The sequence below is a fragment of the Winogradskya humida genome (genome assembly GCF_016862215.1).
Taxonomy (GTDB): Bacteria; Actinomycetota; Actinomycetes; order Mycobacteriales; family Micromonosporaceae; genus Actinoplanes; species Actinoplanes humidus.
Genome location: NZ_BOMN01000032.1, coordinates 83481 through 97286, shown reverse-complemented (window position 1 = coordinate 97286; position 13806 = coordinate 83481). Strand labels below are relative to the sequence as shown.

At 72.8% G+C, this 13806-nt stretch carries 1 protein-coding gene (cut by a window edge); it reads left to right on the top strand.

Annotation, left to right across the window (positions count from 1 at the left end):
* Nucleotides 1–13806, top strand: the final stretch of a protein-coding gene (locus Ahu01nite_RS14310) for a DUF8616 domain-containing protein (RefSeq protein ID WP_203836982.1). It extends 18942 nt beyond the left edge of the window; only the last 13806 of its 32748 coding nucleotides appear in the window; its start codon lies beyond the left edge, outside the window; its stop codon occupies nucleotides 13804–13806.

Genomic DNA, 13806 nt, shown 5'->3' with positions numbered 1-13806 from the left:
AGCCTCGAGGCGCGGATCCTCGGCCCGGTCGGACGCGCGTTCTCGACGCTGCTCGGCGGCCCGCGCGTCAGCCGGACCAAGGCCCGCGGCCACGAGGTCAGCCTGTCGCAGGGGCACGTCGCCGACTCCCGGCACGGCCCCGATCTCGACGAGACCGGCGAGTACGCGGACCAGCCGATGCGGGAGTTCGCCGCGACGCTGCAGATCTCGGCGAGCATCCGGTCCAGCGTCCGCGCCAACGAGAACTTCCGGCACGTGTCGATCGGCCGGCCCGGCCGCGGCGTACCCCGCGAAGTGGCAGTGGCGAACTACCGGCCCAAGGCTTTCCCGCTGTCGGTACGCCTGCTGGTCCCCGAGCACCGCGTCACCGATGCTCCGCCCGCCGCGCTGCCCGTGGTGACACCGGCCCGCCAGGAATGGATCACCGACCCGGGCCCGCTCAACGCCGTGACCGGTGGCTACCCGCTGGCGTTGGACGGCGCCCGGATCGAGGCCTTCCGCGGCGCGGAGCTTCTGCAGGACGCGGTGAAGGAAACCGTGGTCAAGGCTTCGGGGGATGAGATCTTCGCGTTCCCGGACGGGCGCAACTCGACGGCGATCGCCAACATGCTCTCGCCCGAGCTGCTGACCACGAACCCGGAGATCTTCAGCCGGGCGGCGGCGCTGAGCAACCTCGGTCACGACCGGCGGCTGACGAACGCCGACGGCGATGTGCGGATCAAGCTGACCCCGAGGAACGCCAAGCCGTTGGGGACGTCCGAGTTCGAGCGGGTCAAGCACGTGCTGTCCGGCGGCTCGACGGTGAGTGCCAAGCGCGGGCGGGCGTACGAGGTCAGCACCTCGGTCACCGGCGTCGCCTCGGTCACCGGGCCGGGAACCGTCTCGGACGACGTCACCGCCAGCCCCGGCGGCGTCCTGGTCGCCTCGCTCACGCCGTGGCAGCGCACCTGGGGCAACGTCAAGGACCGCAGCCTGGCCGGTGTCACGAAGCTGCGCCTCGGCCGGGCCGCGGACCGCATGATGCTGGTCCAGCTCGATGTCGAAGCCGAGGTGTACGCCGAAGCGCAGCACCGCACCACGCTCGACCCGCTCGGTCTCGTGCCGGGCCGCAAGAACATCGCCGCGCAGCGGTTCACCATGCCCGGCGCGGTGCTGATGTGGATGACCCCGGAGCAGCTGCGCGGGCTGCAGCAGCACGACGAGGAACTGCGCCGGACCAGCGACGAGAAGCGGCTGGAGGACAAGCACCAGCAGGAGACCGCGCAGCAGGAGGCGGACTTCAAGGCGGCCGGTGACGCGCTGCGGGCCGGTCACGAGCGGGAACCCTCCGACCTGGCCCGGCGGCAGCGGCGCGAGCTGCGGGAGGCCCGGGACTTCGCCGATCGCGTACGCCGCGACAACACCCGGGGCGAGCGGGAGTTGCGCCGCACCCAGGCCGAGGAGCTGCGTACGCTGCGGGCGGGCACCACGCCCGGCGACTGGACCGGTCTGCGGCAGGTGGTGGAGCTGCAGCGCCGGCAGGCCCGGGACCTGCACCGGTTCCAGCAGAGCGCGGCCCGGCGCGAGCGTGCGGTGGCCGACGCGGTCACCGATCGGCCCGACCGCCAGCGCACCGAGCGGCTCGCGGCCGAGGGCCGCCGCCAGGCCGAGACCGACCGGCTGAGTGCGGAACAGAACGAGCAGAAGACTCTCCGCGTACGCCGTCAGCGGCGCGAAACCGAGCTCGTCCACGAGGCACAGCGCGACCGGGTACAGGCCCTGGAACGGCCGGAACCCGCACCGGCCCCCGAGCCCGCCGGGGAGCTGCCCGCGCCGATCACGTCCGGACAGCCCGCGTCACTCGGGCTCGGCGGTGTCCTCACACCCCTCGATCTCGCCGGTGTCGTCTCGGAGCTGCGGGACGCGATCGCCGCGAAAGCCGGCCGGGATGTCGCGTACGCGCTGCTGCCCGACTCCCCGCTGGACCAGCCGCACGACAACGTCCGCATGGTCCAGACGTTCCTCGGCAAGGCGGACCACCACCTGGGCAGCGCGCTCAACGGCGGCCGCAGCCTGCCCATCCGGCTCGAGGGCCGGTTCCGCGGGCACACGCACCACGTGACGCTGTCCGCGAACTTCAGCGGGACGCCCACGTTCACCGGCATCGAGCACGTCACCGAGCTGTCGGTCACCGACGGCACCACGGTCAAGGACTCGGACGTCACCAGCAGGGGGAGGACCGTCGCGTCCGTCTCGGTGACCGCCCGCGCGCAGGGCACCTGGACCGAGACCACCGGCAAGGACGACCCACCGGCCACCTCCGGGCACGGTCCCGCGAGCGGCTTCCTCGGCGGCGGCTACGTCGGCAGCGCGAACCTCGGCGTCAAGTCCACGAAGAACACCCAGCACGACGGTCAGGAGTTCGAGCAGACGCTGAGCGTCAAGGGGCCGGTCGCGCGTTTCGACGGCGAGCTCGGCTTCACGATCACCGTCACCGGCCACGACGTACCCGACGGCGGCGCCACGGTCACGGCGCGGCGGCCGGTGCAGGTGCACACGATCCCGGGCGACACCCGCCCGCTGCCCGTCGGCAACCGGCCGCTCGGGCACGCCGGCCGGCCGATGCGGTTGCACGCGGACGAACTCGGCGACCAGGCGCGGGAGAGCTGGCGTACGGCCGACGGGGAGCACGCGGTGCTGCCCGAGCGGGGCCGGTTCGCCGTTGAGCACGTCCTCGCGAACGTCGACGACCTGCACGAGGTCGCTCGTACGACGCTGGTCGACTCCGGGGCCGATGTCGACGAGGCCACCCGTACCGCGCTGCGTGACGGCCTGACGGTCACCAACCTCAAGGCGGCGCTCGAAGGCGGCATGACCGGCGGGCGTTTCGTCCTGCCGCTCGGCAAGGCGGGCCGCGACCTGATCGTGGACGCCCGGCTGCGCCCCCGGCCCCGCTTCGCCCACGCCGACGCGCGCGTCGAGATCAAGGGCACGCAGCACCACGATCGTGGCCGCAAGTTCGAGCGGACGACCGCCAACACGTACGCCGTGAAGATGAACGGCCCGGTCGCCGGTGGCGGGGTCAACCACCCCACGGGCGCCAAGGAGGTCGGCCAGCGCAACGAGTTCGGTGCGGTCAACGCGTCCACGTTCATCGAACAGCCGATCTACCGCAGCGACCCCGAGCGCGACCTCAAGGTCGAGAACAAGCTGCCCGGCAAGGGCACCAACCTGCTGCCGACGCACGGCGAGACCGAGGACAACCTGACCCGGAGCCTCGCGTACGACGTGGAGTTCCGGATCATCGCCCGCTCGCAGGACACCGGCGTGAAGCACCGGGCCGGCACCGAGCTGACGATCTCCGACGCGGTCACGGTCCGGATGGCCGAGGTGGAGGCGAGCACCCGTACGGGCGTCGACCTGCCCGGATCCCTGCGCGAGTCCGCCCTCGACCTCGCCCGCCGCAGCGAGGAGTGGACGGCCGCGATCGGCCGGCAGGACGGCGTCGCCGAGGCGGAGGACGCCTGGTGGGCGGCGCACCGGACGCATGAGGCCGAGCTCGACGCGTTCCGGTCCGCGGATCTGTCCCTCGATGATGTCCGGGCCGTCCCGCTGCGCGACTCCCAGGGCTCGGTCATCGGGGTGGGCTTCCCGAGCCGCGACGGCGACGAGACCACGATGACCGGCTTCGCCGCGGCGGGCCCGAGCGACGTGGACACCTACCGCAGCTTCACGGACACCCCCGACGGCGAGCACACCGAGCAGCCGGCACCGTGGCGCGCGGAGGGACGGCGCCCGGTCTTCGTCGACGTCCACGGCGACGCGCGCGGTTTCACGGTCGGGCTCAAGGGTGGCGGCACGATCCGGGTGCCGGGAGCGCAGTTCGCCCGGCTCGCGGCGCAGGCCGAAGCGCTCCGGGGGTCGGCGGCGCCGGTCATGCTGCTCTCCTGCGACACGGCCCAGGTCGCGGAGCAGGGCGGCGCGGCCTTCGACTTCCAGGAGAAACTGCGCGGGATCCGGGACGGCCACCGGCAGACGTACGCCGCGACGACCCGCCTCTTCACGAACCCGGATGCCCAGGGCCGGCCCGCCATCGGCGTCGCCGCCGGTGGCCGCATCGTCGCCTTCGGACCGCAGCCCACCCCCGTCCCCGCTCCTGCCGGCGATGCCCCTTCCGTCGCCCGGCAACCCGACGACGGGGTCTGGACCGCGCGTCCGCCGCAACGTCCTCAGGCGCCGCTGCCGCCTCTGCCGCCGATCGACAACGACGTGGCTGCGCGAGACGTCCGCATCGTGCACGTCGAGAACACGGCCGGCACTGTGATCGGCCTGAACTTCCCGCTGAACGACGCCGACAAGCTGGTGATGTCCCGCGTCAACCTGGCCGCCCGCGACGGCTTCTTCTCGGTGCCGTCGCGTCGCGCCGGCTACATCGCGGATGTCCGGGCACCCTGGCATGGCGGCACGCACCCGCCCCGCACGGTCAACACCCGGACCGCAGGCGACGGATACGCCGTTGTCCTGCACCAGGACCGCGGCCTGATCCGCGTCGACGGCGCGGCCCTCGCCCGCATCGCCATGGAATCCGGCCTGTTCGACGGCCCGAACGCCGACGTCACGCCGACCGTCCTGTTCGGCTCGTCCTCAGGCAGCCGCCGGGCACCCGGTGGCCTCGCCCACGACTTCGCCGATCACGCCTACCACAACGCCGGTCACCTCGCCGCCGTGTATGCGCCCGACAGCGAGACGGACCTGCGCCGCGTCACCGATCGGATCTACCTGCCGCAGGACGGCGAGTTCCAGGCGTTCAAACCGATCGAGAACGACATCGAGATCGAGAGCGTCCACTCGGATCCCGAGTCGGAGTCAGAGTCGGAGCCTTCTACCCCCACCGCCGCTGAGCCGGTCACGCCGCCGCGCACGCTGGGCAACGATGCCGGGTTCTCCTTGGTCGCCGATCCCGCCCTGAACCGCGAGCTGACCGCCTACGCGGACGCGCTCACCCCCGGCGACACCGGAGTCGTGCTGTCGGAGACGGACCTCGGCGGCGACCAGATCGACCGGCAGACGCGGCCCGCCCCCTGGGCCCCCGACGCCGACCGCGCTGGCGGCAAGCCGGTGTTCGTCTTCCTGGAACGGGCGGCCGGCGGAGCCGGGTTCCGGGTGCCGGCCCGCAACGGCGGAACCACCGTTGTCGCACCCCGCGACCTGGCTCGCCACCTGCAGGAGCAGCCCGGCTTCCGCACCCTGGACACCTCCGGGTTCAACCGGCCGATGGTGCTGGTCGTGCTCGGGTCGCACGCGGGCCTGTCGCCCGGCGAGGCCCGCGACGTGCTCGACGGGCAGCTCGCGGTCGGTGGCTACCGGGCGATCTACCACCCGGACGGCACCAACGCGCAGCTCCGGACCGTCGCCCGGCAGAGCGGCGCCCGGCTCGCCGTCCGCGACGGCACCTTCGCGCTGGTCCGCGGCCCGCGCCTGAGCGACGTGACGGTGCGTGAGCTGGGCGGCGATCGCGGGCTCGCGCTCACGCTGCCCGGCGACCCCGACGACATCACCGCCGGTGGGATGGTCACCGGCACCCCGCGGGGCGCGTCCAGCTATGGGATCGCGGTCGCGGGTGATGGCGTACGCGTCTGGGCGCAGGCCACCAACGGCCGCAAGCTGGAACTGACCGGCGGCGACCTCGCCCGGGTACTCGCGGAACACCCCCGCTTCGCCGAACTGCTCGCGGACGGTACGACCAACGTGCTGCTCGGCTCCCCCCGGGCCGGCGCCCGCAACGAACCGGGCAGCGTCGGCCACGACTTCGCCTCCGCCCTGCCGCTCGACCCGGCCCAGCGCACGGTCCTCGCCAGCACCGGCCCGGTCGTATGGACGCCGTCCGGCCGCATCGGCATGCTCAAGGGCCAGCCCCCAGCCCGCATGGCCGCCCCGCAACCCGACACCGCTTCCCCCCAACCCTCAGCAGCCCAGCCCGCAGCAGCCCAGCCGCCCACACAGGCCCAGCCCCCCGCGCAGGCCCAGCCCCCCGCGCAGGCCCAGCCATCGACGGCGGCCCCGGCGGGTTCGCAGGCTTACGACAGCGACGAATCCGACGACAGCGACACCGAGGTCCCCGACAGCGACGACGAAAGCACCTCGTCCGAGGACAGCGCGGCCGCCACCAGCCCGGCCCAGAACAACTCGGCCCAAAGCAACACGGCCGAGGACAGCGACAGCGAGGACAGCGACGACGACAGCGACGACGACAGCGACAGCGACAGCGACAGCGACAGCGACAGCGACGAGGTTGACGGGCACGTCATCCGGGAGCCGCGGCAGCTGCGCGACGCGAACGGCCGCATCTTCGGCGTGAGCTACGCGACCGACGACCAGCACCGCGACGCGATCGCGACCTGGGCCGCATCCCGCCCGGCGGCCGAGCACGGCACGGTTCTCAGCTACCCCGGGCCGGCGGGAACCGGCACACCGCAGCGGATCCGGCCGGGCTGGGCGGGCAGCAAGGGACGCCGCCCGTTCGTCGTCCACTTCGACCTGTCGGACGGCCGCTCAGCAACGGTGCCGACCCGCAACGGCCTGCGTACCCTCGGTCCCGCCGACGTGATCCGGCTGATCAACGGCACCGGCCTGCTGGACGTGCGCGGCGCGAACCCGGCGACGTCGATCGTGTTGCTCGCGCCGTACGCGGGTTTCCACGCCCAGCCGGGAAACCTGGGCCACGACGTGTTCGCGGCGGCCCGCGCCCTGTTCGACTACCGCGGCGACCTCTACGCGCCCCAGACCTCGGTGACCGTCACCGAACCGTCGCTCGCGCTGGACCACCACGGCGAGTTCACGGCGATGGTGGCCGCACCGGAAGCACCCCCGGCACCGGCACCGCCTGCGGCCGATCCCACGCCGGCGCTGCCCATCGTCGACGACCTGAAGATCGCCGACCTGCGCCCGCCGCTGTTCCTCGGTGACGGGCACGGTGGCCTGTCCGGGATCGCGTTCCCGCGGGACGACACCGACGAGGCCGAGATGCGGTCCGCGCACCTGGCCGCGCAGCAGCCCACGATCCGCGAGTTCGATCCCGCGACCGGGCAGATGACCGAGGTGCCGGCCCCCTGGCGCCGCCGCGGCGCCCCGTTCACGGTCGACGCGATCTCCGCGGGTCCGCGCTACGTCCAGGTGACCCGCGCCGACGGCTCCACGGTGCGGATCGACGGCCGCACGCTCGGTGCCCTGGTCGCGGAGGCGCAGCGGCTGGTCAACCATCGCGTACTGCGCACCAGGGATGTCGTGCTGTGGCCGTCGCGGGCGGGCACGGCCGTACGCCCCGGCCAGGTCGCCTACGACCTGCTGCGCCACCTCACGACGCAGGAGCACTTCGACGCGTCGGTCTGGGCGGCGAACGGTTCGGTGACGCTGCCCGGCGGCCGGGTGCACGTGGCGGCGGGCAGCCGTTTCCGCGAGTTCGAGGTACTCGGCACCGGCGGGCGCCGGGTCATCCAGGCATCGCCCGCGAACCCCGGCGAGTACGGCGAGTTCCATCTCCTGCATCCGTCGTCGACCCAGCCCGACGAATCGCCGCTGCTCTCCCCGGTGGCGGCGCCGACGCTGGACGACCTGGACGCACACGTCGAATACCTGGGCGGCGACGACTCCAGCGAGATCGGCGAGACGCTGTCCGACCTCGGGGACGACGAGCTGTCCGACGACGAGGACGAACCTGTCGCCGTACCCTCGCATGCGCCTTTCAAGGATGCCCTGAACGGCCCTGCGGCGACGCCCGACAGCAAGCCTTCAACCTCGGCACCTGCACCGGCACCCGCACCAGCACCCGCGCAGCCGAGCGCACCGGTGCCCGTACCCGTGCCGGACCCGGCCATTCCCGCGATGCCCGCGCCGGACACCACCACCGCTCCCGGGCCGGCCCCGCTGCCCGTCGTCGACGCCGAGCTGAACGGAGCCGAGGTCGTCACGCTGTTCAGCAGGAACGGCAACGCCCCGACGGGTGTGGCGTTCCCGACGACCTCGCTGGGCGGCCGGCTCGCGCAGACCACGATCAACCTGCTGGAACTCGATTCCAGCCCGGACTACTACCAGGGCACGAGCGACGGCAGCACCGGGCAGATCGTCCGCAAGCCCTGGTCGGGCAACCCGCCGTTCTTCTTCGTCGTGGCGGACGCCGACACCCAGACGTTCACGGTCCGGGTCGGCGGCAACCGCTCCGTGACCGTCCCGGGTGAGCAGCTCTTCGCGCTCGCCGCCAATGCGGGCGCCATGTCCGGCATGCGGGCCGGCAGCACCACGCCGGTGCTGTTCTTCTCCTCGAACGCGGGCCGGATCCCGACGATGGGCGGCGCGGCGTACGACTTCATGGCCGCCCTCTGGCGCATGGGTCACCGCGGCGAGGGCTATGCGGCCACCCGCCGGATCGACGTGCTGACCAGCACCTCGATGAGCCTGATGGTCGCCGACAACGGCTCGCTCGTCCGCATCGAGGAGTTGCCAACGCTCAACCCCTCGCTGGCCCCGGTGACCGACAACCTGCGGCTCGCGGACGTCCGCCACACCGTCACGCCGGGTCCCGACGGCCGGGTCGTCGTCGCGTTCCCCCGCAGCACCACCGACGACTACAGCGCCGATTCGCTGGCCGGCCTGTCCGCCCCGACATACCGCAGGTACGCCGGAAGCCGCGCCGACGGCACCCCGATGATCGAGGACGCGCCCTGGTGGACGATGCCGGGTTCGACGACCGCCCCGATCGCCGTGGACGCGGTGAACGCCGGCGTCGGCCACGTGTTCGCGTTCGCCCGTGGCCGCGGCCCGATCCGCATCGACGGCGGGACGCTGGCCCGGCTCACGGCCGAGGCGGGGGCGATCAACTCCGGTGGCCGGCCCTCGCCGGTCGTGGTGTGGACGTCGTACGCCGGTGCGCGGTGGAAGCCCGGCGGGCTCGCGTACGACTTCACCGACCGCCTCGTGCAGGGTCACAACTTCCAGGGTCTGGTCTTCGCCACCGACAGCCGCCTGAGCGTCGGCCCGCAGGGCGCCACGCTCACGGACGACGGCGTCTTCGTCTCCTTCGGCCCGACGCAGGCCACGACCACGGCCACCCCGCCCGCACCCACATCCGCACCCGCATATGCGCCTGCGCCTGCGCCGGCCCCCGCATATGCGCCGGCGCCGGCCCCCGCACCGGCCACCGCTCCAGCCCCGGCGACCGGTCCGAGCACGCACGATCCGCTGCACACCTCGCAGGCCGGCAGCTTCACCTGGCGCGACGTCTACTACGTGGTCACGACCGACAAGAACGGCCGCGAGATCGGCATCGCGTTCCCGAGCAAGAGCGGCGACACCGCCGTCATGAGCAACGACGACCGCGAGATCGCCCACGACGAGCTCGACTACTACTACAGCTACCCGGCCCGCGAGTCCCGCAACGGCACCGAGCTGCGTACGCCGTTCCGCGGCCGGCGTGGTCTCGGCGGCCGCGACCTCATCGTGCTCGACGCGCACGCGGACCCCGACCACTTCCACATCAAGCTCCGCGACGGCCGCCGGGCAGCGCTCAACGGCCGGCAGATGGCCCAGTTGTTCGCCCAGATCCGGCCGCTGCAGACGTTCGTCCGCTCCGGCCGCGTCGCGCCGTTCCTGTTCCTGTCGTGCAGCGCGGGCCGCAACGACGCCCCGGGCGGTGCGATCTACGAGTTCATGGCGGCCATCCGCGGGTGGGGCCACGAAGGCGAGGGGTACGGCGCCACGCAGACCCTCGTCGTCCACACCTCCCGCCGCAACGCGCTCGGCGTCTACAACCACGGCGAGCTGCGGCAGTTCGGCGTGGTCCCGCAGTTCACGCCGGGCCAGTTCCCCACCGGGCTCGCCGCCCAGCCGGTCGCCAACCAGCACTTCTGGTACACGCCGTGGACCGGTCCCGACGCACCCATCCGCGGCGAGATCGACGACCTGGACGTCGACCTGCCGATGGAGATGAGCCGTCCCGGTCCCGGCACGCCACGCGTACGCCCGGTGCTCGATCCGCGTGGCCGAGCGTTCGGTGTCGCGCTCGCAGCCGACTCCGGCTACCTCGACGACATCCGTACGTTCGCCAACAACCTGGGCGACGACGCGCTCGACATGGCCCGGCGCTACCACAAGAACGCGCTCGGCGATTGGGAGATCACCGAGAAGCACAACCCGTGGGGCGGGGACCGGCCACGTCCGGGCGGCCGGCCGCTGATGGTCTTCGTCGAGCGGGAGCCGGGCGGTGACAACTTCGTCGTGGCGGACAGTGACGGCGGTTCCACCGTGGTTGCACCGCGTGACCTGCCGGCGATCCTGTACGCCAACGACGACTTCCGCCGCCTCGACAACTCCGCGTTCAACCGGCCGCTGGCGCTGCTCATGCCGGAAGCCCGCAGCGGCAGCGACGAGCACGCGGCGTGGATCGCCAAGGCCGCGGACGATTTCCTCGAGGGCCAGATCGCCGTCGGCGGATACCGGCCGGTCTACCGCGCGACGAGCGGCATCTTCTTCTCCGGCAAGAACTGGAGCCTGCTGCGTACGACGGACGCCGACTTCGAGCTCGTCCGCGAACCCCGCCTCGACGATCTGGTGGTGACCACACTCGACGGTGGCCGCGGCATCGCGCTCCCGCTGCCCGGTGACGCCGCCGACGTCGCCGGCCCGGTCGCCGCGGTGGCCGGCACCCGGCCCGCCGGTGCGGACCTTGTTGTCGCGGTCGCCGGCAACGGCACCGAGGTGTGGGCGCAGACCAGGAACGGCGGCCGCAAGCTGGTTCTCGACGGCACGGCGTTCGGCCGGATCGTGGCAACGCATCCCGTCGTACGGCAGGTGCTCGACGGGCCGGCGAAGACCGGCATCCTGCTCGCCTCGCCGGGGGCGGGTGGCCGCAACGACACCGGCCGGACGGGGTACGACTTCGCGCTCGGGCTGGACACCGACACCGCCGCGCGCCGCGTCCAGGCCACGGCGGGCAACTCGATAGCCGACATGACGAACGCCGTACGCATCGCCGAGGTGCGCTCCGACGACGTACGGTCGCTGGTCATCAAGAGCTCCGGCAGCTACCCGGGCGAGGTCGGGGTGGTGTTCCCGACGCCGCAGCAGTACTACTACAGCACCCCGAGCGGGGTGGACGAGTGGGCGGAGAACACCGGCAAGTACACGATGCAGCACTTCGGCACGCCCGGCGGCGGCATGGAACTGTCGCCCGAGCCCGCGTGGGCGCAGGCCGAGGAGATGCCGGTGGTGGTCCTGCTCGGTTCGGAGGACGGTCGCACCTTCGCGGTACGCGGTGACAAGCCCGACCGCCCCCTCACGCTGCCCGTCAACGAGCTGGCCCGGGTGCTGGCGGCCTCCCCCGCGTTCCGGTCGGTGGCCGAACGGGACCCGGACAAGCCGGTCATCGCCATGCTGCCGAGCACGTTCTCGCCGCTGCGCGCGGGCCGGGCCGCCGAGAGTCTCAGTGCCGGGCTACGGCGACGGGGCTACTTCCGTACGGTGCATGCGGTTGTCGGCTCTTCGATGCTCTCCAGCGGCCGGGTCACGATCCCGTCCTGGCAAGCGACGATCAAGCCCGGCCCGCTGCTGCCCCGGCACGTGGCGATGCGCCCGGTGTTCTACCGCGACGGTCAGCTCGCCGGCGTCGACTTCCCCAGCAAGATCGGCGACCTGGCGACGGACACGCAGTACCTCTACAACACCGACGTCGGCGGCCCGCTGTCGTACACGAGCGTCCCGGACTCTTCGACCGACGCCGGGGTCACCCATCAGCTACGCGACGCCAAGGAGCGCTGGGACGCCCTGATCTTCGCGCACGGCTCCACCCGGGCCATGGCCGTCGTCATGCGCCACGGCGGCGACAAGTTCCTGGTCAAGGGCGACACGATCGTCGACCTCATGCACTCCGCCGGCTATCTGAAGGCCTTCTCCCCGGCCAAGTTCCGCGGCTTCACCGGCATCATCTGCCTGGTCGGTACGCAGAAGTGGCCCGACGGCCCGATGTCCGACTTCGCCCGCCGCCTGCACGCACTCGGTGACCACCGTCCGGTCCGCGCGGCCGGCGGCTCGGTGCTCCTGGTCCCGAAGGGCACAACCGCGGTCGACGGCATGGGCGAGTACTCCGTGTTCCCGCCGAACGGCGAGATCCTCCCGGCCGACCCCACCCTCGGCACCGTCGCCGACGAACCCGACTGGGTGGAACCCGGAACCGCACCCGCTGCTCAACCCGCTGCCGTCGAGGTCCCCGCCGAACCGGTCGAGCCCGCCGTCCCCGCCGCCCCGGCGAACCTGCGGCTCTCGGATGTCCGGATGCAGATCCTCACCGACGACGCGGGCCGGGTCACCGGCTACGGCTTCCCGCTGGACGCCGCGCACGCGGACGCCCTGGCCGAGGTCGGCGTCGACCAGCCGGAGTTCCGCAGATACCGCGGCGCCGTCGGCCGGGGTCAGGCCAGCAGCCACGCGGCGCCCTGGCACACCGGCCTGCCGTCCTTCTCGCTGCTGGTGACCGCCGAGGACGGCATCCACGCGTACCGCAAGGGTGCCGGCGAGGTCCGGATCCCGGAGGCCGCGTTCGCCCGGATGCTGCTCGACGCGGGTCTGCTGGAGCTCCCTGGTGTCGGCACGCACACCCCCATGGTGCTGTGGCAGTCGGCAGCAGCCGAGGACCTCGACGGCGCCGAGCCCGCCGCGCAGTTTTTCGACGCCCTGCGCGCCGGCGGCCACCGCGGCCAGCTCTTCGCGCCGACCACCCAGCTCGTCATGGACCAGGACGGCGCCGCACTCGCGGACGGCGGGCGCTTCCGGGCGTACGGTGCCGCACCCGACCTCGACACCCAGACCGGCCCCGAAACAGCCATGGTCGACCCGAACCCCGCCGCCGGCACCCCCGAACCCCAGGCCCCCTACACCTGGTCCCCCAATGCCGCCTATGCCCCGCCGCCCCCGCCCCGCCCCACTCCAACCCCGGCTCCGGCCCCGCCGCGCCCCCAGGCCAACCCCCCTCGGCCGCAGCAACAACCGCAGGCATCCGGGTCGACCTCGGCGTCGGCGCAGCAGCCGAACCCGCCGCGTCCCCCGCGCCCCCCGGCACAGCCACACGCATCGCAGCCATACGCACAACAGCCCGCCCAGCCGCAGCCCGCCCAGCCGCAGCAGCCCGCACCCCAGCAGGCGACGCCTCAGCAGGCCGCGCCGACACCGACGCCGGGCCCTGCCGCGCCGATGCCGCTCGACGACGTGCGCCACGTCGTGGTTCGCCGCAAGGACAAGGTGATCGGCATGGGCTTCCCGGCGGGCTCCTACGGCCGCGATCGCATCCGCGACTACGTGACCGACATCGACGCCAACCACGACAAATACGCCCGCTACGACCGCAACGGCAACAACGCGAACTCCTACTCCACCCCGTGGGGCGGCCGCTCCGGCATCAGCCCGACCCGCGTGTTCTGGATCGACGTGTCCGCGACGGCGACGACGTTCAAGCTGGAGACGGCGACCTCCGCACGCGACCGGATCACCCTCAGCGGCACGGCGATGGCCGACCTCGTGCTGGCCACCGGCGCCCTGCGCGACTCGCGGTCCGGCATGCAGTCGGTCATCGTCCTGCTCGCCTCGAACACCGCGAAGACCTCCGAACAGGGTGGTTCCGGGTACGACTTCGTCACCCGGCTGCGACGCTTCGGCTTCACCGGCGACGTGTACGGCGCGACGGGCTCGTTCCACGCGAACTCCGGTGCTGGTTCGCTGCTGGTGGGCGAATACCGCCGGTTCGGTGTCGACGGCGGCAAATACACCCGGATCGACGCGCGCTGA